This is a genomic window from Mycobacterium sp. NGS26, assembly GCF_059813025.1.
Genome location: NZ_JCALDU010000003.1, coordinates 602,045 through 623,032 on the forward strand (window position 1 = coordinate 602,045; position 20,988 = coordinate 623,032).

20 protein-coding genes and 1 pseudogene are annotated in these 20,988 nt (G+C 69.4%); 11 read left to right on the plus strand and 10 right to left on the minus strand.

Features of this window, described 5'->3' with window-relative positions; genetic code table 11:
- Positions 1–24: 24 nt before the first annotated feature.
- From AC5Y6X_RS13890 to AC5Y6X_RS13915, 6 genes and pseudogenes are all read left to right on the plus strand, one after another.
- Positions 25–138 (plus strand): annotated as a pseudogene (locus AC5Y6X_RS13890) (type II toxin-antitoxin system VapC family toxin); the annotation flags it as partial.
- Between the two features lie 22 nt (positions 139–160).
- Entirely contained in the window at positions 161–1,192 is a 1,032-nt protein-coding gene (gene cobC / locus AC5Y6X_RS13895; RefSeq protein ID WP_499986964.1) for an Rv2231c family histidinol phosphate aminotransferase CobC, read from the plus strand.
- Complete coding sequence (locus AC5Y6X_RS13900) at positions 1,189–2,328, plus strand: Nif3-like dinuclear metal center hexameric protein (RefSeq protein WP_499986965.1); 1,140 nt, start codon at positions 1,189–1,191, stop codon at positions 2,326–2,328. Before cobC ends, AC5Y6X_RS13900 begins: the two co-directional genes overlap by 4 nt.
- A complete protein-coding gene (locus AC5Y6X_RS13905) occupies positions 2,318–3,055 on the plus strand; it encodes a zinc ribbon domain-containing protein (protein ID WP_499986966.1) in 738 nt (245 codons plus the stop codon). Before AC5Y6X_RS13900 ends, AC5Y6X_RS13905 begins: the two co-directional genes overlap by 11 nt.
- Positions 3,052–4,161 (plus strand): bifunctional RNase H/acid phosphatase, encoded by a 1,110-nt coding sequence (locus AC5Y6X_RS13910; RefSeq protein WP_499986967.1) that lies wholly within the window; start codon positions 3,052–3,054, stop codon positions 4,159–4,161. Before AC5Y6X_RS13905 ends, AC5Y6X_RS13910 begins: the two co-directional genes overlap by 4 nt.
- A 20-nt stretch (positions 4,162–4,181) precedes the next feature.
- Complete coding sequence (locus AC5Y6X_RS13915; protein ID WP_499986968.1) at positions 4,182–4,763, plus strand: TetR-like C-terminal domain-containing protein; 582 nt, start codon at positions 4,182–4,184, stop codon at positions 4,761–4,763.
- A 12-nt stretch (positions 4,764–4,775) separates the two neighbouring features.
- Here AC5Y6X_RS13915 and AC5Y6X_RS13920 read toward each other — a convergent pair whose 3' ends face one another.
- The 5 genes from AC5Y6X_RS13920 to AC5Y6X_RS13940 form a co-directional block, all read right to left on the minus strand.
- Entirely contained in the window at positions 4,776–5,993 is a 1,218-nt protein-coding gene (locus tag AC5Y6X_RS13920; RefSeq protein ID WP_499986969.1) for a cytochrome P450, read from the minus strand.
- Complete coding sequence (locus AC5Y6X_RS13925) at positions 5,986–7,710, minus strand: N-acyl-D-amino-acid deacylase family protein (protein ID WP_499986970.1); 1,725 nt, start codon at positions 7,708–7,710, stop codon at positions 5,986–5,988. Before AC5Y6X_RS13925 ends, AC5Y6X_RS13920 begins: the two co-directional genes overlap by 8 nt.
- On the minus strand, positions 7,704–8,891 hold the full coding sequence (locus tag AC5Y6X_RS13930; RefSeq protein WP_499986971.1) for an amidohydrolase family protein: 1,188 nt from the start codon (positions 8,889–8,891) through the stop codon (positions 7,704–7,706). The genes AC5Y6X_RS13925 and AC5Y6X_RS13930 overlap by 7 nt, the downstream gene beginning before the upstream one ends.
- Positions 8,892–9,178: 287 nt before the next feature.
- Positions 9,179–9,574: a type II toxin-antitoxin system VapC family toxin gene (locus AC5Y6X_RS13935; protein WP_499986972.1), complete on the minus strand. Its 396-nt coding sequence runs from the start codon at positions 9,572–9,574 to the stop codon at positions 9,179–9,181.
- A complete protein-coding gene (locus AC5Y6X_RS13940; RefSeq protein ID WP_499986973.1) occupies positions 9,571–9,834 on the minus strand; it encodes an antitoxin in 264 nt (87 codons plus the stop codon). The genes AC5Y6X_RS13935 and AC5Y6X_RS13940 overlap by 4 nt, the downstream gene beginning before the upstream one ends.
- Positions 9,835–9,922: 88 nt before the next feature.
- Here AC5Y6X_RS13940 and AC5Y6X_RS13945 point away from each other — a divergent pair, with 88 nt between their 5' ends.
- Positions 9,923–10,171 (plus strand): hypothetical protein, encoded by a 249-nt coding sequence (locus tag AC5Y6X_RS13945; protein WP_499986974.1) that lies wholly within the window; start codon positions 9,923–9,925, stop codon positions 10,169–10,171.
- Positions 10,172–10,228: 57 nt separating this feature from the next.
- Positions 10,229–10,852, plus strand: coding sequence for an FHA domain-containing protein (locus tag AC5Y6X_RS13950; protein WP_499986975.1), 624 nt, complete (start codon positions 10,229–10,231; stop codon positions 10,850–10,852).
- 3 nt (positions 10,853–10,855) lie between these two features.
- On the opposite strand, the gene AC5Y6X_RS13955 is transcribed toward AC5Y6X_RS13950, so the two are convergent.
- Positions 10,856–11,617, minus strand: a complete 762-nt coding sequence (locus AC5Y6X_RS13955) for an RNA polymerase sigma factor (RefSeq protein ID WP_499986976.1) — start codon at positions 11,615–11,617, stop codon at positions 10,856–10,858.
- 195 nt (positions 11,618–11,812) lie between these two features.
- Between AC5Y6X_RS13955 and AC5Y6X_RS13960 the strand changes: the two genes are divergently transcribed.
- Both AC5Y6X_RS13960 and AC5Y6X_RS13965 read left to right on the plus strand, forming a co-directional pair.
- Positions 11,813–14,422 (plus strand): flavin-containing monooxygenase, encoded by a 2,610-nt coding sequence (locus AC5Y6X_RS13960; protein ID WP_499986977.1) that lies wholly within the window; start codon positions 11,813–11,815, stop codon positions 14,420–14,422.
- 233 nt (positions 14,423–14,655) lie between these two features.
- Positions 14,656–15,216 carry a nuclear transport factor 2 family protein gene (locus AC5Y6X_RS13965; RefSeq protein ID WP_499986978.1) on the plus strand — a complete coding sequence of 187 codons (561 nt, stop codon included), beginning with the start codon at positions 14,656–14,658 and terminating at the stop codon, positions 15,214–15,216.
- A gap of 19 nt (positions 15,217–15,235) precedes the next feature.
- Here AC5Y6X_RS13965 and AC5Y6X_RS13970 read toward each other — a convergent pair whose 3' ends face one another.
- Complete coding sequence (locus AC5Y6X_RS13970; protein WP_499986979.1) at positions 15,236–15,853, minus strand: hypothetical protein; 618 nt, start codon at positions 15,851–15,853, stop codon at positions 15,236–15,238.
- A gap of 185 nt (positions 15,854–16,038) precedes the next feature.
- Between AC5Y6X_RS13970 and AC5Y6X_RS13975 the strand changes: the two genes are divergently transcribed.
- Positions 16,039–16,239 carry a hypothetical protein gene (locus AC5Y6X_RS13975; protein ID WP_499986980.1) on the plus strand — a complete coding sequence of 67 codons (201 nt, stop codon included), beginning with the start codon at positions 16,039–16,041 and terminating at the stop codon, positions 16,237–16,239.
- A gap of 15 nt (positions 16,240–16,254) precedes the next feature.
- Here the strand turns inward: AC5Y6X_RS13975 and AC5Y6X_RS13980 are convergent, their stop codons facing one another.
- The 3 genes from AC5Y6X_RS13980 to AC5Y6X_RS13990 form a co-directional block, all read right to left on the minus strand.
- On the minus strand, positions 16,255–17,781 hold the full coding sequence (locus tag AC5Y6X_RS13980) for a molybdopterin-dependent oxidoreductase (RefSeq protein WP_499986981.1): 1,527 nt from the start codon (positions 17,779–17,781) through the stop codon (positions 16,255–16,257).
- A 44-nt stretch (positions 17,782–17,825) separates the two neighbouring features.
- Positions 17,826–19,397, minus strand: coding sequence for an LCP family protein (locus tag AC5Y6X_RS13985; protein WP_499986982.1), 1,572 nt, complete (start codon positions 19,395–19,397; stop codon positions 17,826–17,828).
- 64 nt (positions 19,398–19,461) lie between these two features.
- On the minus strand, positions 19,462–20,958 hold the full coding sequence (locus AC5Y6X_RS13990; RefSeq protein ID WP_499986983.1) for an aldehyde dehydrogenase family protein: 1,497 nt from the start codon (positions 20,956–20,958) through the stop codon (positions 19,462–19,464).
- Positions 20,959–20,988: the final 30 nt, after the last annotated feature.

The window sequence follows — 20,988 nt, forward strand, 5'->3', positions numbered from 1 at the left end:
CGCTCCCATTGTCGGTGATCGGACGACGCGACCTATGTCGCCCTGGCGGAAGCCCTCGACTGTGCGCTAGTCACGGCGGACGCACGGTTGGGCCGCGCCGGTCAAGCGCGATGCGCGATCACCGTCGTGCCCGGATAGCGGGCGCACTAATGTTTCACCAATGGCGAGTCTGGATCCGAGCCCGCCTGCCGCGGGTCGCTACCACGGTGATCAGGCCGTCGCGCCGGGAATGCTCGATTTCGCCGTCAACGTCCGGCACGCGCAACCACCGGAATGGCTGATGCGACGGCTGGCCGCGCGGCTGCCGGACCTGGCGCGCTACCCCGGAATCGAGGATCTGCACCGGGCGCAAGACGCCGTCGCCGAGCGCCACGGCCGGGCCCGCGACGAGGTGCTGCCGCTGGCCGGGGCGGCGGAGGGGTTCGCGCTGTTGCCCAACCTGGACCCGGCGCGGGCGGTGGTGGTGGCGCCGTCGTTCACCGAGCCGGCGGTGGCGCTGGCCGCGGCCGGGGTGCCGGTGCACCACGTGGTGCTCGAGCCGCCGTTCGGGTTGGACGGCGCCCTGGTGCCCGACGATGCCGACCTGGTGGTGGTGGGCAACCCGACGAATCCCACCTCGGTGCTGCACGGTCGCGAACAGCTGCTGGCATTGCGCCGGCCCGGGCGGATCCTGGTGGTCGACGAGGCGTTCGCCGATTCGGTTCCCGGCGAGCCGGAGTCGCTGGCCGGCTTCTCGTTGCCCGATGTGGTGGTGTTGCGCAGCCTGACCAAGTCCTGGGCGCTGGCGGGATTGCGGGTGGGATACGCCCTCGGCCCGCCGGAGGTGTTGGCGCGGTTGACCGCCCGGCGGGCGCACTGGCCGGTGGGCACGCTGCAGCTGGACGCCATCGCGGCCTGTTGTGCGGCCGAAGCCGTCGCCGACGCGGCGGCCGACGCGGTGCGGCTGGCGCGGCTGCGCGCGCAGATGGTGGCCGGCCTGAGTTCGGTGGGCGCCGAGGTGGTCGACGGCCGGGCCCCGTTCGTGCTGTTCCGCCGGCCGGATGCGGATCTGATACGAAAGCATCTGCGCGACAAAGGGATTGCGATACGGCGCTGTGACACCTTCGTCGGCCTGGGCGAGGAATATTTGCGGGCCGCGGTGCGCCCCGAGTGGCCGCGATTGGTCGAGACGATCAACGAGGTGCGCTCGTGAGCGTGCGACTGGCCGACGTCATCGAGGTGCTCGACGAGGCCTACCCGCCGCGGCTTGCCCAGCCGTGGGATTCGGTCGGCCTGGTATGCGGTGACCCCGGCGACGTGCTGGGCTCGGTGACCGTCGCCGTCGACGCCACCCCGGCCGTCGTCGACGAGGTTCCCGACGGCGGTCTGCTGCTGGCCCATCACCCGCTGCTGCTGCGCGGGGTGGACACCGTCGCGGCCAGCACCCCCAAGGGCGCGCTGGTGCACCGGCTGATCCGCAGCGGCCGTTCGCTGTTCACCGCGCACACCAATGCCGACTCGGCGTCACCGGGTGTGTCCGACGCGCTGGCCCACGTCCTGGGACTGAGCGTCGACGGCGTGCTCGAGCCGCTGTCCGCGGCGGCCGACCTGGACAAGTGGGTCATCTACGTTCCGCGCGAGAACGCGGAGGCGGTGCGGGCGGCCGTGTTCGACGCCGGCGCCGGCCACATCGGCGACTACTCGCATTGCAGCTGGAGCGTCAGCGGCATCGGGCAGTTCCTGCCGCACGACGGCGCGACGCCCGCCGTCGGCAGCGTCGGCACCGTCGAGCGGGTGGAGGAGGACCGGTTCGAGGTCGTCGCGCCCGCGCGCGCCCGCGCTGCCGTCTTGGCGGCGATGCGCGCCGCCCATCCCTACGAGGAGCCCGCCTTCGACATCTTCGCGCTGGTGCCGCCGCCCGGCGACGCCGGGCTGGGCCGCATCGGCACGCTGCCGCAGCCGGAACCGTTGCGCGCCTTCGTCTCCCGCGTCGGCGCCGCGCTGCCGCGGACGTCCTGGGGCGTGCGCGCCGCCGGCGACCCCGACATGCCGGTGTCGCGGGTCGCCGTGTGCGGCGGCGCCGGGGACTCGCTGCTGGCCGCCGCGGCCGGCGCGGACGTCCAGGCCTACGTCACGGCCGACTTGCGGCACCATCCGGCCGACGAGCATCGCCGGGCCTCGGACGTGGCCCTGATCGACGTCGCGCACTGGGCCAGCGAGTTCCCCTGGTGCAACCAGGCCGCCGACCTGCTGCGGTCGCATTTCGGAGCGGCGCTGCCGGTGCGGGTGAGCACGCTGCGCACCGACCCGTGGAACCTTGGCGATGACGGGGGAGATCATGAAAGCTGAAGTGGCGCAGCAACAGTCGCTACTGGAGCTGTCGAAGCTGGACGCCGAGCTGTCCCGCATCGCACACCGCGCCGCCCACCTGCCGCAGCGAGAGGCACATGCGCGGCTGCAGTCCGAGCACACCGCGGCCAGCGACCGGCTCGCGACGATGCGAATCGCGGTGGAGGACTTGGACGCCCAGGTCTCGCGATTCGAGTCCGAGATCGATGCCGTGCGCCGGCGCGAAGACCGCGACCGGGAATTGCTCAAGTCGGGTGCGGCCGACGCCAAGCAGTTGACGGATCTGCAGCACGAGCTCGAGACCCTGGTGCGGCGCCAGACCAGCCTGGAGGACTCGCTGCTGGAGGTGATGGAGCGCCGCGAGGAGTTGCAGACCGAGCTGGCCGCCGAGCAGCGCGCGATCGAGGCGCTGCAGGCCGACCTGGTCAGCGCCCAGCAGGAACTCGATGCCGCGCTGGCCGAACTCGACGAGGCCCGCCACGAACATTCGTCGCGCCGCGACGCGTTGACCGCGGCGCTGGACCCCGACCTGTCCGCGCTGTACGAGCGGCAGCGCGCCAGGGGAGGGGCAGGCGCCGGGCCGCTGCTGGGGCACCGGTGCGGCGCCTGCCGGATCGAGATCGGCCGTGGGGAGCTGTCCCGCATCTCGGCCGCCGCCGAAGACGAACTGGTGCGCTGCCCCGAATGCGGTGCGATCCTGTTGCGGGTCAAGGGATTCGAGCAGTGAAAGTTGTCATCGAGGCCGACGGCGGGTCGCGCGGCAACCCCGGGCCCGCCGGCTACGGCGCGGTGGTGCGCACCGAGGACCGCTCGGCCGTGCTCGCCGAGACCAAGCAGGCCATCGGCCACGCGACCAACAACGTCGCCGAATACCGCGGCCTGATAGCCGGTTTGGACGACGCCCTGAAACTGGGCGCCACCGAGGCCGAGGTCTTCCTGGATTCCAAGCTGTTGGTGGAGCAGATGTCCGGGCGGTGGAAGGTCAAACACCCCGACCTCGTCGCGCTGCACGCCGAGGCCCGGCGGCTGGCATCGCGGTTCCAGCGGATCAGCTATGCGTGGGTTCCGCGTGCGAGCAACTCGCACGCGGACCGGTTGGCCAACGAGGCCATGGACGCCGCGGCAGGCATCGATGAGCAGGAGCCGGCGCCGGTTGCCGACGCGCCCGCGAAAGCCGCTGCCGACCACGCCCCAACGGCGCCCGGCTGGACCGGGGCGCGCGGCAAGCCGACCCGGTTGCTGTTGCTGCGGCACGGGCAGACCGAGTTGTCGGTGGAGCGCCGCTACTCGGGCCGCGGCAACCCGGCGCTGACCGAAGTGGGGCGCCAGCAGGCCGAGGCCGCGGCCCGGTACATGGCGCACCGCGGCGGGATCGCCGCGGTGCTGTCCTCGCCGCTGCAGCGCGCCTATGACACCGCGGCGATCGCGGCCAAGGCGCTGGGCCTCGACGTCACCGTCGACGACGACTTGATCGAGACCGACTTCGGGTCCTGGGAGGGGCTGACGTTCGCCGAGGCCTCCCAACACGATCCGGAGCTGCACCGCCGCTGGTTGCGGGACACCAGCACCACCCCGCCGGGCGGCGAGAGCTTCGACGACGTGCTGGACCGCGTGCTTCGGGTGCGGGACCGGATCATCGCCGCGCACCAGGGCGCGACGGTGCTGGTGGTGTCGCATGTGACACCGATCAAGATGCTGCTGCGCCTCGCGCTGGACGCGGGGCCGGGTGTGCTGTATCGGCTGCACCTCGACCTGGCGTCGTTGAGCATCGCCGAATTCTATTCCGACGGCGCATCTTCGGTGCGTTTGGTGAACCAGACCGCGTATTTATAATCGGTGCAAGGAGGGCATCGATGCAGCCGGCGCAACGACTCCAGGAGACCATTCCCGCCGACGTCCGGGCGAGGGTGATGCCCGCGGTGCTCGACGAACTGGTCCGTTGGGGTGTCGAGCGGTTCAGCATCGAGGCGCTGGCGGAGCGCCACCGGCTCGACGCGGCGATGGTCTACAAGTACTGGGGCGATCGCCGGCGACTCATCGTCGATGCGGCCCTCACCGACGTCGAGAACATCAGTTGGGAGACGGATACCGGCTCGCTGCGCGGAGATCTACTGGCTTTGGCCCGCAAGGTGGCCGATCGGATCAACGCCGAGATCGGCCGAACCTTGTTGCGGGCCTTGGTCATGGACGGCCGCGGGTATCACGACGAAGAAACCCGGATGAGGTTCTGGCGGGTGTATTTCGCCGCCGTGCGCGCGGTCGTGGATCGGGGCAGGGAGCGCGGCGAAGTGCGCGATGGCGTGAACACGCTGGCCGCCGTGCAGATTGTCCTGGCCCCGCTGAACATTCGTGCCCTGTACACCGACGCGCCCATCGACGACAACTACTGCGTGGCCGTCGCCGACATGGCGTGGCATGCACTGGTTCGCAAGTAGGCTCCGCAGCCGTCACGCGGGAGTGAACTCGACGGGCAGCCGCGCCGGCGACCGGAACGCCACCCCCACCACATGCGGCGCCGGCGCGCCCGGATCCAGCCGCAGGTCCGGCAACCGATCCAGCAGCGCGTTGATCGCCACCGCCGCCTCCATGCGCGCCAGATGCATGCCCAGGCACAGGTGGGGTCCACCGCCGAAGGTCAGGTGCGCGATGTTGCGGCGGGTGGGATCGAAGCGGTCGGGGTCCGGGTAGCGCGTCGGGTCCCGGTTGGCCGCCGCGACGCTGACATTGACGTTCGTTCCCGCCGGAATCGCGACCCCGCCGAGCTCGCAGTCGCGGGCCGCCCGTCGCACCACTGTGGTGATCGGCGGCTCCCAGCGCAACGCCTCCTCGAAGGCGCCCCGCAGCATGCCCCGATCGGCCCGCAACGCATCCATCAGCTCGGGCTGCGTGAGCAGCGCGACCAGCAGGTTGCCCGACGCCCGGTAGGTCGTCTCGACACCGGCCGGCAGGATCAGCAGCAGGAACGCGAAGATCTCGTCATCGGTCAGGCGCGCGCCGTCGATCTCGGACTCCGCCAGCGTGCTGATCAGGTCGTCCTGCGGGCGGCGGCGCCGCTCGGCGAGAATCTCGGCGAGGTAGGCCTTCAGCGTGGCGGACGCCGCGAGCCCGCGGTCCCAGTCGTAGACCACGTTGAGCAACTCGATCGACAGCCGCTGGAAGCGCAGGTAGTCCTGGCGCGGCAGGCCCATGATCCGCGCGATGACCTGGACCGGAAACGCGAAGGTGAATTCGCGAGCCAGCTCGGCCCGGCCGCGGGGCGCGAACCGGTCGATCAGCTCGTGGACCACGACCTCCACCAGCTCGCTGCGCCACCGCTCCAGCAGCGCCGTGCGGAACGACGGCGACACCAGCGCGCGGCTGGCGCGATGCTCGGCCCCCTCGAGTTCGAGGAGGGTGCGGCCCATGACCGGGCCCATGATCTGGTCGTAAATCGACGACGAGAAGGTGTCGGGATGGGTGAGCACGGTCTGGCACTCGTCGTAGCCCAGCACCGTCACCCCGAGGTCGCCGACCTGCCCGGAGCTGGTCTCCGCGAACGGGTTTCCCAGCATCACCCGGTGCCGCTCGCGGGCCTCGCGCAGCCGCTCGTGCACGTTTTCGACCTGCATGAGCAGCCCGGTCTGCAGTTCGACCGGGTCGAATTCGTCGAGCGCCGGGTCAGCCATGGGCCGGCACCGTCTCGGTGTCGCGCCCGGACCGCAGCACGGTGCCGGGCAGGGCGCCGGTGGCGGCGCCGTCGTGACACACCTCGACGCCACCGACCCACACCGAGGTGATCCCGTGGGCGTCGGCGACCAGGCGGGGCGCACCCGAGGGCAGGTCGTAGCGGGTGCGCTCGGGCCCGTGGTCGATGGTCGCGGGGTCGAACAGCACCAGGTCGGCGTGCCAGCCGGGCGTGATCCGGCCGCGCTCGGTCAGCCCGTAGAACCGGGCGGGCACGTCGGTGATCAACCGGACGGCCTCCTCGAGCGTCACCACCTGGTGCTCGCGGACGCCGCGCCCCAGCAGCGACGTCGTGTAGATCGCGCCGCACATCATGTCGAGGTGGGCCCCGGCGTCCGAGCCGCCGATCACCGCGCCGGGGTGACGCCACACCTGTGCGCGGGCCCGCCAGTCGGCCGGGTCGTCGCCGGTCAGCGGGGGAGACAGGCCGGTGCGCAGCTCGTCGGCGATCACGATGTCGCACAGCGTGTCGAATGGCTCGGCGCCGCGGGCGGCGGCCACCTCGCCGACGCTGCGGCCCGTCGCGTCGGCGTTCTCGGGCGCGAACGTCTCGACGAGGACCAGCCGATCCCACTGCGCCAGCCCGCGCAGCATGCCCGCCTCCTTCGACGAGGCGCCCTCGGCCAGGCGCTTGCGCACCGGCGGATCGGCGAGCGCGGCAAGCCTTTCCGGCACCGGCAAGTGCATGGTGTCGCGCCAGCCCGGCAGCCCGTCGAGCACGAAGCCGGACAGGAACGAGAGCCGGATCTTCATCGCCTGCGGCAGCGTCAGCGCCACCACCCGGCCGCCGCGCCGGGCGGCGGCGTCGAAGGCGCGCAACTGCTTTTCGTGCCCCGCCGGATTCGCCGCCGAGACGCCGAGCAGGTTCCAGTTCAGCGGCCGGTCGGCGGCCACCGACATGTCGGTGAGCAGCGCGATGTCGTCGTCGGTGAAGCCCGACAGGCAGCCCGGGATGATCGCCTCGAGCGTGGTGCCCGGATGGTCGCGCAGGCCGCCCGCGAGCTTGACCAGCTCGTCTCGCGACGCGCTGCGCGACGGCACCGGCTGGCCGGCGCCGTCGTTGTGGGTCGGCGACTGGCTCGTGGACAGCCCGAGCGCCCCGGCGTCCAGCGCGTCGTGCAGCACCGCGACCATCTTTTCGACCTGTGCCGGTGTGGCCTCGCCGCCGACGGCGTCGTCGCCCATCGCGGCCAGCCGCAGCGCCGAGTGACCGACCAGGAAGCCGGCATTGACGGCGGTGCGGCCGTCGAGGCGGGCCAGCCAGTCGCCGAATGACGCCCATTCCCAGTCGAGTCCGGCCCGCAGCGCGTCCAGGGGCATCCCCTCCACCCGCGCGAGCATCCGGGTGAGGTAGTCGTGCTGGTCGGGTGCCGCGGGTGCCAGCGTGAAACCGCAGTTGCCGCCGAAGACCGTCGTGACCCCGTGCTGCACCGACGGGCTCGCGGTCGGGTCCCAGAACAGCTGCGCGTCGTAGTGGGTGTGCAGGTCGACGAAGCCGGGCGCGAGCGTCTGCCCTTGGGCGTCAATGGTTTTCGCGGCGGGCTCGTCGACTCGCCCCACGGCGGCGATGCGTCCGTTGCTGACGCCGACGTCGCCGTGCCGGGCGGGTGCGCCGGTGCCGTCGACGATCTCGGCGTCGCGAATGAGCAGATCTAACATGCGAGCCACTCCTCGTCGGGTAGCGGGTGGCGGAACAGCTGCGCGGCGTTGCGGTGGGTGATCCGGGCCGCGTCGTCGGCCGACAGGCCGGCGACGTTGCGCGCCACGACTTCTTGGGTGTCGGGCCAGGTCGAGTCGGCGTGCGGGTAGTCGCTCTCGACGAGGATGCAGTCGGTGCCGATCGCGTCCAGCGCGCCGAACGCGTGCGGGTCGTCGATCGAGCAGAACCAGAAGTTGCGCCGCAGCACCTCGCTGGGCAGCAGGTCGCCCTTCCACGCCCCGCCCTCGTGGCCCGAAGCCGAGTGCGCCAGAACATAATCCGCGCGGTCGCCGAGCATGGCCGCCCAGCCCAGGCCGCCCTCGGCCAAGGTGAAGTTCAGCCGCGGAAAGCGCACCGGGATGCCCGACCACAGCATGTCCGCGCAGGCGACCAGGCCGTTGACCGGGAACAGCGTGGTGATGGTCTCGAACGGGGTGTCCGGGGCCGGGATCGGCGCCCATTGCGCCGAACCCGTGTGCAGGCACACGACGGTGCCGGTCTCCTCGCAGGCGGCGAAGAACGGATCCCACACGCCGCTGTGCAGGCTGGGGAGTCCGCACTGGGCGGGCAGCTCGGGGAAGCTCACCGCCTTGAAGCCGCGGGCGGCGTTGCGGCGAATCTCCTCTGGCGCCAGCTGCGGGTCGGCCAGCCACGGCAGCTGCAGCGGGATGATCCGCTCCGGGTAGCTGCCGGCCCACACCTCGAGGTGCCAGTCGTTCCAGGCCCGCAGCGTCGCCAGCCCCAACTCCAGGTCGTCGCTCTTCCAGAACACGGTTCCCGCGAACCCGGCGATCAGCGACGGGAAGTTCAACGACGCCCAGATGCCGGCGAGGTCCATGTCGGCGATGCGGGCGTCGATATCCCAACAGCCGCGGCGCATCTCGTCGAAGCGGGCGGCCTCCATGCTCCATTCCTCGTGCGGCCGCCCGATCACCGCGTTCAGCCCGATGTTCGGGTACTCCCGACCCTCGTAGCGCCACACCTGGCGCCCGTCGTCGGTCTCCACGACCTTCGGCGCGCGGTCGGCCAGCGCGGCGGGGAGCCGGCCGACGAACATGTCCGGTGGCTCGATGACGTGATCGTCGACCGAGATCACCACGTGCTGTCGCCGCCGGGGATCGGGATCTGGCAGCAGCGCCATAGGTGAAGCTAACGACGGCTGTTCGCGCGTGTCAATGCTATCTATGCAATTTATATAAAGATCGGGCTGGACGGCCGAATGCGCTTGCCGCACAACCCGAGTCACACCTGCCACTTCTCTCACCGGAGCCGAGGCATAGGCGTTTTGTCCACCTCAGCGCGACAACACCGACGCGCAGCCGCGTACTGGGCCTTTTGCCACCGCGGTGGGCCTGTCGCTCGTAGGCGGACAAACCCATGGTCTCCCTTCGGGCCGTGGCTTGTGTGGCGGATGTTGTTCAGGGCCAGCTAACTCAGTCGCTCGATGCCCGGATATGCGTCGAAGCCGCGGTCGAAGCTCATCAGTCGAGCAATGTTGTGGCGGACCATGATTGCTACGTGCAACGCGTCCCTCGCCGAAACGGCGGGATAACGCAAGAGGACGTCTTTGGCTTGCTCCACGTCGGTGCGTCCGATGGGTAGCACCTCGTCTACCACCGGGAGGATGGCATCGAAGGCCGGCTGAATCGCCTCCCGCCGGTTGATCGCGGCGTAGCGGTGACAGATCTCCTTCAACACCTCGGCGTCGGTGACCAGCCGTTGGCCGGCAGAAAGCGCGGACTCCAGCAGACGTTGCGCATCGAGCTTGTGGGGATGCGACGCACCCACGAGGTACATCGGAATGTTGGCGTCGACGAAGATCACTGCGAATTTTCCGGCGGCACCTGGTAACCGCGCTCGGTCTCTTCGAGCATCTGCTCGATATCGGCGGTCGGGAATTCATGACGTACTGCGCCGCGGATGGCGCGCAACTTGGCGTCCAGGTCGCCGCCCGGCTCACGCTGGCGTGCCTCACGCAACGTGCGGCGAACCCACTCGGAGACGGTCGTGCGGTGCCGCCGTGCGATCTGTTGCAATTCTTCCCATTCGTCGGCATCAAGGAGGACTTGCAGACGCTTACTCATAGGATGAGTATAAGTGACACAAATAGGAGTATGCGACGTCAGGAATACTTTGCTGCAATCGAAGTGCGAGCAGAAAGGAATCCCAGCGATGGTCGTGACACGTGCCGAAGCGGCGCAGTACGTCAAGGACGCCGGAGGCTTGAAGCTTGTCGTTTTCGGCGCCGACGGGCACGAGGTCGCGGCGATGTTCGTGCAAGGCTCCGTGACATACGACCAGGAGGAGGCGAGGTTCCTCGCGGTCGCCGAGGACGGCCGCACCGTGGGGGAGCTGTTCGTGGATGAAACGGTCGGTTACGACGAGAGCACAGACTCCTTTGTCATCCGTATCGCGCGATAGTCTTCGCGGGCCGGTGGCCGTCGCTGCGTCAGAATTGGCCTGATAGGAGGGGCCTGGATGTCGTCCCACTTGGAAGTGTGGAAACCGTCGGGACGGGAGCTTGTCGCGCTCAGCGGTGAACGGGTGACCGTCGGCAAGGCCCCGACCAATGCCGTGTCGCTCGAACACGACACGACCGTGTCACGCGTCCACGCTGTCCTGGAGAACTTCGGGCAGGCCTGGTCGGTGCGGGATCTGGGCAGCCGCAACGGGACCTATGTCAACGGCGAAAGGATCGTGGCGGAGCGGATACTGCGGTCTGGAGACGAATTGCGGCTCGGCAGCTCACGATTGGTCTTCTGGATGACGAGTGACACCGGCGACGCATCCTTCGATCAAGAAACCGAAACCGGTCGGAACATCCTGCGACCGCCCCGCATGACCCCGCGTGAGCTTGATGTCCTCAAGGCTTTGTGCCGCCCCTTTGTTTCCGATGACCCGTTTCCCGAGCCCGCATCGGTTCGCCGGATCGCCGAGGACCTGTTCGTCACGGAGGCCGCCGTCAAGCAACATCTGCAACACCTGTACGACAAGTTCGGCATCACCACCGAGGGAGATCGCCGAGTTCGGCTGGCCAACGCGGCCATCCGGCTCGGGGCCGTCAACCGCTCCATGCTGCGCGACCGCCGTTCGCAACATTGAGCGTTAGGAAACCTTGTCGAGCACTCCGCCACCGAGCATGGCGACGGCGTTGAGGACGCTGCGGCGGTAGTCGTCGCATGTGGAGCACGACTCGATATGGCGCGCAACGCGTTTCCGTATCAGGACGGTGAACTGCTCGTCCCAGCCGGACAGGTCCGCGGCGAGCTGCGGGCACCCGTGCTGGGCTGCGTGTCGCGCCACCAACAGCGCGCCCAATGAGCGTGCGACGGTGTCGCGCAGCCGTTGCAGCAGCTTCTTGGTGGAGTCGTAGCTCATGCCCAGGCTGTCCGCGAGCTCGGCTGCGGTCATGCCCTTCCGGTAGGAGAGCTCCAGCACGTCGCGGTCGCGGTCGGATAATCCGTCCGCCGCCTGGGCGATCAGTCGGGCGAGTTCGCTCTGCGCCGTCAGCGTGAACGGACCCGGGCCGGCCGCCGGGTTCTCGGGCAGCTCATCGAAGGCGCGCTCGCGGCGGCGTTCGGACAGGGCACGCAGCGCGGCGCGCCGTGCGATGGCGTACAGCCACGGCCGCAGCCTGTCCGCGTTGCGCAGCTTCGGCAGCTCCGCCGACGCGATGCAGAAGACATCTTGCACGCAGTCGGAGGCCGCGTGGCGGTCGCGCAGGATGCCCACGCAATAGGTGTGCAGCGGGCCGGAATAGCGGTTGTAGATGCCGGCCAGCGCAGCGCGATCGCCGGCCGCCGCGGCGCGGGCGAGGTCGGCGTCGCTGATGGTGCGGCTCTTCTGCAGTGTGGCGGTGAAAGTCATGACTCAAATGCTCGGGCATGGAAGACGCCCTGGTAATCACCCGGAAAGCCAGATTTCGCTCACCCAAGGGAAGGGTTTCCTATCCATTTGGTAAGTGCCGCCATATCGGCTCCTTGAGCGGCAACCTCGGTCGCGGCCGGCGTCGAGTATTGCGGTACTCGTGACAGCCGGTGGTCGTGGCGTGATGATCGGATGATGACCGACACAGCCAGGACAGCCAGGACCGACCGGCCGGCGCCGGACGTCGACGTCGTCGTGGTGGGCGCGGGCATCGCGGGCCTGTACCTCGCCTACCGGCTGAGCCGCGACGGGTACCGATTCCGGGTGTTCGAGGCGGCCGACGACCTGGGCGGCACATGGTATTGGAACCGGTACCCGGGCGCCCGCGTCGATGTGCCCAGCATCGACTACATGTACAGCTTCGATCCGGACTGGCGGCGCGACTGGCAGTGGTCGGAGAAGTACGCCACCCAGCCCGAGATCCTGCGCTACCTGAACCACGTCGCCGACAAGCACGACCTGCGGCGCCACATCACCTTCTCGACGCGGGTTCGGCGGGCGGGCTGGGACGACGACGCGTCGCTGTGGCGGGTGACCACCGAGGGCGGCGACGAGATCACCGCGCGCTTCGTGGTGATGGCCACCGGTTGTTTGTCCATGCCCAAGCCGGCCGAGGTCGACGGGCTCGAGCGGTTCGCCGGTGAGGTCTACTTCACCAGCCGCTGGCCGCGCGAGCCGGTCGACTTCACCGGCAAGCGGGTGGCGGTAATCGGCACGGGTTCGTCTGGCGTGCAATCGATTCCGGTGATCGCGCAGCAGGCGCGACAGCTGGTGGTGTTCCAGCGCACGCCGAACTTCTCGATCCCGGCGCGCAACGGACCGATGCCGCCCGAGAAGCTCGCGCAGGCGGAAAACGAGGCGGAATACCGGGCGAGGGCGAAGGTTTCGCCCGCCGGCATTCCGATGGAGCGCAGCATCACCCCGACGCTGTCCGTGTCTGAGACCGAGCGACAACAACGCTACGAGCGCGCCTGGGAAGCCGGCTTGCTGTTCGAGGCCATCAACGTTTTCGCCGACGTGTTGAGCAACCCCGCCGCCAACCACGAGTACGCCGAGTTCGTCCGGAACAAGATCCGCTCCATCGTCGACGATCCGCAGACGGCGGCCGATCTGTGCCCGACCGATCACCCCCTCGCGACGAAAAGGCCGTGCCTGGACAGCAACTACTACGCCACCTACAACCTGCCGCACGTGCGCCTGGTCAACGTCCGAAATCATCCGATCCGGCGGATCACGGAAACGGGCATCGACACCGCCGACGAGTCGTTCGACTTCGACGCGATCGTCTTCGCCACCGGATTCGACGCGGTGACTGGCGCGATCACGGCCGTCGACATCACGGGCCGTAATGGCCTGGCGCTGAGGGACAAATGGGCGAACGGGCCGCAGACCTACCTCGGGCTGACCGCGGTCGGCTTTCCCAACCTGTTCTTCATCACCGGTCCCGGCAGTCCCTCGGTGCTGTCGAACATGACCGTCTCGATCGAACAACACGTGGACTGGGTGCTGGACTGCCTCGATCGCCTGGGCGCGGGCGGCTTCGACGTCATCGAGCCCACCGAGACGGCCGAGGCTGGGTGGACACAACACGTCAACGACTGCGCCGACATCACCCTCTACCCGGCCGCGAACTCCTGGTACATGGGCGCCAACGTTCCGGGCAAGCCACGAGTTTTCCTGCCCTACTGCGCGGGCTTCGACTTCTACCGCGCCGGTTGCGACGAGGTGGTCGCCCGCGATTACCTGGGTTTCACGCTGTCCGGTCCCAACGGCTCGCGTTGCAACGACGGGGTGGTGCGCCGGCTGCAACCCGACGTCGAGATGGTCCTCAACGAGGTGGCGGCGCTGGATCTGCCGCCGATGGAGTCGATGGCCGCGCCGGAGGCCCGCGCCTTCTACGCGCAGATGTCGACGACGCGACCGCCGGGACCGGACGTCGGCGAGATCGTCGACGGCGTGTTCCCCGGCGCCACAGGGGATCTGGCGTACCGGCTTTACCGGCCGCCGACACCGGGCCCACACCCGATCGTCGTGTATTTCCATGGCGGCGGCTACGTTCTGGGTGACGCCGTCTCGGACGATCCGCTGTGCCGGGACCTTTGCGTGCGAAGCGACGCGGTCGTCGTCTCGGCCGATTACCGGCACGCGCCCGAGCACCGATTCCCCGCGGCGGTCGACGACGCCATGGCCGCGGTGCGATGGGTAGCCGACAACACCGAGGCGCTCGGGGGCCGGCCGGGACAGCTCGCGGTGTGTGGCTGGAGCGCGGGCGGCGGGCTCGCGGCGGTGGTATGCCGGCTGGCGCGGGACGCGGGCGGACCGAACATCCTCGGTCAGGCGTTGTTGACGCCGATGATGGGCGGTGACATGACCGGCGGGTCCTTCGCCGAGAACGCCGACGGCTACGGCCTGACGACGCCGCTGCTCCGGTGGTTCTGCGACCACTACATCGACGAGGCGCATCGAAGCGATTCCCGCTTCGCGCCCTCACACGCCGACCTGTCCGGGCTGCCGCCGGCGATCGTGGTGACCGCCGAATTCGATCCCCTGCGCGACGACGGTGAGGCCTACGCCGCCGTGCTCGAAGCGGCGGGCGTCCCGACGGAGCGCGTCCGTGCCCGCGGCCACACCCACCAGTCGCTGGCGATGGTCGACGTCGTCCTCTCGGGCGCACCCATAAGGGCCCGGATGGCGGACGCGCTGCGCCGGTTCTTCGTCGCGGTGCGCACACCCGAACCCGCCTAGCAAGACGTTTTAGGAGCGACCAGACCTACGAATCCCTCGCTCGCATGGGTGAGACGGTGACCACCACCACGATGGTGACCTACGCCTACGACCAAATCGACCAGGCCAGAGCAGAGCTGAATGCCGTCGCGAAATAAACGAGTTACAGGCGGTTCTCACCCAGCGGGACAAAAGCCTGGGTGTGTCTTCCCGTCGTGGAAAAATTCGTCAGGCCATCCGCGGGAAGGACGCTCATGACCGAACTCATCGATCCCACCAAGACGTTCCGGCTCCTCGAGGAGCGGATCGCGAAGACCACCAACCCACGGCATCTCCTGATGCTGGAGCGGCTGCTCGACCACGCCAAGGGGGAGGCCACGCTGGATCTCGATCGTGTGATGTCGACGCTGACCCCGAACCCACGCTACGTGGCATGGGGAGCGCCCGAGGACATGAGTCCCGTTGGGCGCGAGGCGGTCCGGAGCTTCTACGAGGACACGATCGTCAAGGGCGGCCAGTGGTGCCTGGAGTTCGAGATGGACCGAATCGTCGTCGACGACGACACGATCGTCACCGAGGGCTATTTCCGCTCCCTGTACTACGGCGCCGACGCGGCATCGCGGGGCTTTCCCGTCGACGATCGAGACGGGTTCTATCTGCTGACACTGCGCATGCTGATCGTCTGGCCGTTCGATGCCGACGGCCTCATCATCGGCGAAGAAACCTACAGCGCCGTGACCACGCCCGACTTCCTGCGGATGGTCGAAGCGGCCGAGCTCCCGGCGAAGTTCCGCGACTTCATCGGCGCGCGCTGAAACCGTGAATTAACGCGTCTCAAGAGTTGTGTCGGTCTCGTCGGCCCATCTCCCCGGGGGCATGCTCCTCGATGAGGCGGGCGCCAAGGCCAAAATTCTGGGCCAGCGTCACCCATTCCGCTTCTGTGACAACATAAGTGGGTTCTTTTGCACCGCGAATCCAACCGCGGCCGCGCACCCAACCGACCAACATGAGCACCCAATAGAGGATGAGATCCGTCGAGTGGACGCTGCCGCGCCAGCCATAACGAAATTGGGGGATACCTTTGAACCCGGAACTCATCGGGCAAGCCCCAATTCTCAGGGGCTGCAAGCCGGGAACTTCAACGATCAGCAGGGGCTGCGTGTAGGAAGGGCGACCTGGCGCATGGTCTCCTCCGCCCGCATGTGAGTACAGGGCCGGTGCCGCTGTAACTTCTGCCAGCCAAGTCGAGGCAACGAGCGCCTCGGTGTTCGGGTCGGTTACCCGGACCGCACCGTTTGTCCCCACCTCAAGGACGAGCGGCGGCGCCGGCGGCTTCAGCCTGTTATTCGGTCGCCAAGAGCTTTCGTATTCGCGCGACTGAACCGGGACCAGTTCACAGCGGATCGGTTCCCTAGACGCGGCCGATGCGTCGTTGCTATCGGCACGTTGCATGGGTGCACGTTAGCACCGAACTCACTGCTACCGATCCCAATCTGGCGCGGTCCTCAGACTGCGGGGAACGTCAGGACTTCGGCCGCGATCGCCGCGACTTCGCCACCGCCCTGGACGGCAACAAGACGACCGCGGTCGGTGATTTCGCGGGTCCGTAAACCGCCGCCAGCGCCTAGGATTCATGTATGAGAAGGACATTCGTCGTGACGCTCGGGTTCGGGGTAATCGTTGCTCTGTTCGGGCTGATCTGGGCGCTGCAGGGATTCGGGGTGCTTCTTGGTAGCCCGATGAGCAACACCACGACCTGGTCGATCATCGGCCCGATCACCGCGCTGATCGGCGTCGCGATCGCGGTATTCAGTTGGCGGAAGCTCTCCTCGAAATAGCGCTGCAGTAGCGCCTCAGGCCTGCGCCACGGTGAAGTCCACCGTGTGCCAGCCGGTGGCGCCGTCGGGCACGGGACCAACCCGATCCGGGGTCTGGACGGCTCCGCTGTTGTCGGTGGCGCGCACGGTGATGGTGTGCCTCCCAGGGCTTTTCGCCTGCCAGGGGAATCTCCACAACCGCCACGTGTCGTTGGAATAGCTCGCGCCCTGTTCGGCGGGCTGCCACACCCCATCGTCGATGCGGACCTCCACGGCCCGCACGCCGCGATTCTGTGCCCACGCGACGCCGCCGAACACGACGGGCCCCAGCGGCACCTTCTGACCACCTTTCGGCACGTCGATGCGCGACTCGGTCTTGATCGGCGCGCGCGGCGCCCAGCCCTGCCGCGTCCAGTACGCCTGTGCCCTGTCGAAGCGGGTCAGCTCCATGTCGACCACCCACTTGGTGGCCGACACGTAGCCGTACAGCCCGGGTACCACCAGCCGGGCCGGGTAGCCGTGCTCGATGGGCAGCGGCTCACCGTTGAGGCCGACGGCCAGCAGCGCGTTGCGGCCGTCGGTGAGCGCGTCCACCGGTGTGCCGGCGGTGAACCCGTCGCTCGACGTCGAGAGCACCATATCGGCGTCCTTGTGCACACCGGCCACGGCCAGCAGGTCGGCCACCCGGTAGCCCGTCCAGACTCCCGTCGAAATCAGGTCGCCCCCAACGGGATTCGACACGCAGGTCAACGTCGTCACGGTTTCGACGATGTCGAAGTGGTTGAGGTCGTCGAAGCTGTAGGTGGTTTCGTGGTCAACCATGCCGTGGATGCGCAGCCGCCAGTCGCGTCGGCTGAGTTGGGGAACCACGAGCACGGTGTCGACGCGGTAGAAGTCGGGGCTGGCCGTGACAAAGCTCGGCAGCGCAACGCCTTTCGGCTGCACACCGTCGGGTATCGGTGGCGCCGGTGTGCGCGGTCGGGGAAGGGCAAGGCTGTTGCGGTCGGCGGCCACCGAATGCACCAACCGCGTGACCACCGCACCCGCGACGCCGCTCACCACTCCGAACCCGAGCAACCCCAACACGACCAACCTCCGTCGGCCGGCGTCCGGCTGGTCGCGGTCGGCCCCGTCGGCCCGGCTCCGGCGGGTCAGCCAGCGAAGCGTCGCCATGCCGCAGGCGGTGCCGGCGACGGTCGGGATGGTGTCGAGCGCCGTGGCACCCGGCCGAGACAGCACGGCGATGCATCCGAGCACGCCCGCCGCGCCGATCACGATGCTGCCGAGCGGGCGGCGCCGAGTCTCGAGGGTCCCGGCGATCGCGGCGATCGTTGCGATCGCCACCAGCACGGCGACGGCCACGAAGAGTTTGTCCGAGGAGCCCAGGGTCTGAATCGCCCACTCCTTGACGGGCCCCGGCGTCAGGTCGACGGCCACCGAGCCGATCGCGGTGCGCGCGTGGGCGCGCGCACCGAACGGGATGCCCACCAGCTCCGCTACCCCGAGCGCGACGGACGCGGCGGCGACCCCGGCGAGCATCCGCTCGTTGGACGGGACGGCCATCGACCCACTGTACTCGCGTTACCCGCGTTGTCTTGGCGGGCTTGCTATTTCACGCAGGGGATGCCGTCGGCGGTCATGCGGGTGAGGTCGGTGGGCGTCGGCCCCTGGGTGCCGGTCCCGGTGGCCGGCACGGTGGTGACCGGTGCCGTGGCGGTGGTGCTCGGCGACACCGGCGCGCGGTTGAGATTGTCGAACCTAGAGAAATCGGTCCCGACGGTCAGTTGCACCGTGTTGCGGGCGACGCCGCCGGATTCGGTGGCGGTCATGCCGAATTGGTCGGCGAGCTCGATTGCGGCCGCCTTCGCGCCCGGCCCGTAGGCGATGGTGCTCGTCTGGCTGGTCGAGTCGGCGGTGCTGACCTGACCCTCGCTGAACTGTCCCGTCGCCAAGGCGTTTTCGAGCTCGGCGGCCTTGCCCTGTCTGCCCGAGGCGTTGACCACGTCGAGCGTCACGCTGTCTGCGGTGCCCTCGGTCGTCGTGGGCGTGGCGGGCGAATCGGTGGTCACCAGGTTCTGCACGATGGAGCGGATGGCGGACGGGTCGACGTAATTGACGTAGGCGCCGTCCGAGGTTTCGCCGAAACCGGTCACCGGCAGCGTGTAGAGCGCGACCGGCCTGTCGGCGAATGCCGAAGCGTTACGGACGAACTCGTCTAGGTCGAAACCGGCGTCGACGGCGACGTGTTGCTTGGCGATGTTTAGCAGGGCGCGCAGCCGGGTCAGGTCCGACAGGACCCCGCCGCGGCGCAGCGCGACGACGACCGAGGCGATGAAGGCCTGCTGGCGGCGGCTGCGGTCGAGGTCGGTGAACATCGCGTCGTTGGCGTCGCGGCGTTGCCGCACGAACGCCATCGCCTGGGTCGCGTTGATCTGCTGGACGCCCCGGTGAAAGTCCGCGCCCGAGTAGTAGCGATCGGAGGTGTCCTCGTTGAGGCACACGGTGATCGGTTCGACCACGCGCGCGATCTGAAAGAACCCGGCCAGGGTGACCTCGACGAAGTGGTCGATCGGGATTTGCAGCAGACGCTTGACGGTGCCGATCTCGGCTCGACGGCCCGCCTCACGCGCGGCCTGTTCCTTCGCCGTCGCGGAGTCAACGCCGGGGCCGTCGGATTCCGGCACCGAGTCGCGGCCGTCCAGCACGCGCTGGTAGGCGAGGCTGTAGGCCTCCTTGATCTTGCCGCGGCAATCCGTGGTCGGGCAGCCGGCCAGATCGACGTAGTCGTCGCGGGGTATCGAGATCGCCGTGGCCGGGGCGCCGGCGGCGGGCAGGTGCAACACGATCAGCGCGTCGGCGTCGCCGTCGCCGGAATCCTCGCCGCCCGCGTGCAGCGCGTCGTAGATGTCGGGCGGCAGCGGCCGCCCGTGCTGGTCGCGACGGCTGTCCAGCCCCATGATCAGGATGTTCTGGTCGCTTCCGGGCGACGGGGGTTCACCGGCCAACGCGTCGGATTTGGTGATGCCCGCCGATGCGCTGCGGTAGGTGATCCAGCCGATGGCGACGACGGCGACGACCACCGCGGCCGTCAGCGCGGCGAGCGCCTTGGCGCCGACCGTAAACGAACGGTTGCCGTCCCGGCGCCGCCGTCGCGTCCGCGCCGGTAAGCGTTCTGTCATGACCGGGGGAGAATAGCCAGGTCGCGGCGGCCCAAACCCGCGTTTGCCGAGGTGACCGGCGCCGTCAGCCCGGGGCGGGGTGCCGGACGAAGGCCCGTGGCTGGGTGAACGCTCGGATTCCCTCGACGCCGAGCTCGCGCCCGATGCCGGACTGGCCGCAGCCGCCGAACGGCAGGCGCGGGTCCTGGGCGGCCAGGCCGTGGCAGTTGACGCTGACCGTGCCCGCCACCAGCTGCCCGGTGACCCGATCGGCGAGCGCGTCGTCACCGGTCCACACCGACGCGGTGAGGCCGAATTCCGTTGCGTTGGCGGCGGTTACGGCGTCCTCGATGGTGTCGTAGCCGAAGATCGGCAGCACCGGGCCGAACTGCTCCTCGGTGGCCAGCTTCGAGTCCGGGGGCAGATCGGTGACGACGGTCGGCAGCACAAAATATCCGCCCGCGTCGGCGTCGGCCCCGCGGATCCGTCCCCCGGTGCGCACCGTCGCGCCCCGCGCCTCGGCGTCGGCGAGCAGCGCGGTGACCCGGTTGCGCCCGGCGGCGGTGTGCAGCGGCCCCAGCGTCACCTCGTCGGCGAGGCCGTCGCCGACGACCTCCCGCTCGCAGCGCGCCAGCACCGCCTCGGCCAGTTCGCCGACCCGTCCGGTGGGCGCATACAGCCGCTTGATCGCCATGCACACCTGGCCGCCGGTGGTGTAGGTCGCCGTCACCAGCCGCTCCACCAGCTCGTCGCTGACCGGGAGGTCGGGTGCGATGATCGCGGCGTCGTTTCCGCCGAGCTCGAGCAGCACCGGGGTGAGCCGCCGGGCGGCCGCCGCCATGACCGCGCGGCCGGTGGCGACGCCGCCGGTCAGCGAGATGAGGTCGATGCCGGGGTGGGTGACCAGCGCCTGGGCGAGTTCGCTGCCCGGGCCCGCGAGCACGTTGACCACGCCCGGCGGCAGCGCCTCGGCCAGCGCCCCGGCAAGATGGAGCGCCGCCAGCGGGCAGGTCGGCGGGACCTTGACGACGGCGGTGTTGCCCGCCGTCAGCGCCGACGCCAGCTTCGTCATGGTCAGCGCGAGCGGCCAGTTGAACGGAAGCACCAGCGCGGCCACGCCGAACGGCTCCCGGTGCAGCCGTGGGTATTTCGACTGCGGGTCGATCTGCTCGGGCGCGAGCGCGGCCTCGGCCATCGACCCGATGAGCCCGGCGAGGCTTGGCCCGGTGTCGATCTCGAAGTTCGCCTCGGACAGCACCTTGCCGTGCTCGCGGGTGTACAGCCGCGCGCCGTCGCGTGCGGCCAACCGTTCGGCGGCGGTGGTCGCCGCGGCGGCGAAGGCGGCGATCCGCTCGGTGATGCCGAGCGCCCGCCATCCGGGCGCGGCCTCCCGCGCTGCCGCCACGGCGGCGTCGAGCTGGGCCCTGTTGGCGGCGGGTGCGTGGCCGACGATCTCGGCCGGCCGCGCCGGGTTGTGGACGGGGTAGGTGCCCGCCGCGCCCGGCTGCGGCCGGCCGCCGATCGTCAGCACCGCCTCGGCGGCGGCCTGGGTTTCGCGCGCGATCGTCGTTGATCCCGTCATCCCTGTCTCCCTTGACCCGGTGCGGTTGTC

Coding starts and splice junctions, on each gene's coding strand:
- AC5Y6X_RS13955 (WP_499986976.1), bottom strand. CDS start 11,617: ATGACTTTCACCGCCACACTGCAGAAGAGCCGCACCATCAGCGACGCC.
- AC5Y6X_RS13925 (WP_499986970.1), bottom strand. CDS start 7,710: ATGTTAGATCTGCTCATTCGCGACGCCGAGATCGTCGACGGCACCGGC.
- AC5Y6X_RS13960 (WP_499986977.1), top strand. CDS start 11,813: ATGACCGACACAGCCAGGACAGCCAGGACCGACCGGCCGGCGCCGGAC.
- AC5Y6X_RS13920 (WP_499986969.1), bottom strand. CDS start 5,993: ATGGCTGACCCGGCGCTCGACGAATTCGACCCGGTCGAACTGCAGACC.
- AC5Y6X_RS13915 (WP_499986968.1), top strand. CDS start 4,182: ATGCAGCCGGCGCAACGACTCCAGGAGACCATTCCCGCCGACGTCCGG.
- cobC (WP_499986964.1), top strand. CDS start 161: ATGGCGAGTCTGGATCCGAGCCCGCCTGCCGCGGGTCGCTACCACGGT.
- AC5Y6X_RS13985 (WP_499986982.1), bottom strand. CDS start 19,397: ATGACAGAACGCTTACCGGCGCGGACGCGACGGCGGCGCCGGGACGGC.
- AC5Y6X_RS13975 (WP_499986980.1), top strand. CDS start 16,039: ATGAGAAGGACATTCGTCGTGACGCTCGGGTTCGGGGTAATCGTTGCT.
- AC5Y6X_RS13970 (WP_499986979.1), bottom strand. CDS start 15,853: ATGCAACGTGCCGATAGCAACGACGCATCGGCCGCGTCTAGGGAACCG.
- AC5Y6X_RS13930 (WP_499986971.1), bottom strand. CDS start 8,891: ATGGCGCTGCTGCCAGATCCCGATCCCCGGCGGCGACAGCACGTGGTG.
- AC5Y6X_RS13940 (WP_499986973.1), bottom strand. CDS start 9,834: ATGAGTAAGCGTCTGCAAGTCCTCCTTGATGCCGACGAATGGGAAGAA.
- AC5Y6X_RS13980 (WP_499986981.1), bottom strand. CDS start 17,781: ATGGCCGTCCCGTCCAACGAGCGGATGCTCGCCGGGGTCGCCGCCGCG.
- AC5Y6X_RS13905 (WP_499986966.1), top strand. CDS start 2,318: ATGAAAGCTGAAGTGGCGCAGCAACAGTCGCTACTGGAGCTGTCGAAG.
- AC5Y6X_RS13945 (WP_499986974.1), top strand. CDS start 9,923: ATGGTCGTGACACGTGCCGAAGCGGCGCAGTACGTCAAGGACGCCGGA.
- AC5Y6X_RS13965 (WP_499986978.1), top strand. CDS start 14,656: ATGACCGAACTCATCGATCCCACCAAGACGTTCCGGCTCCTCGAGGAG.
- AC5Y6X_RS13950 (WP_499986975.1), top strand. CDS start 10,229: ATGTCGTCCCACTTGGAAGTGTGGAAACCGTCGGGACGGGAGCTTGTC.
- AC5Y6X_RS13990 (WP_499986983.1), bottom strand. CDS start 20,958: ATGACGGGATCAACGACGATCGCGCGCGAAACCCAGGCCGCCGCCGAG.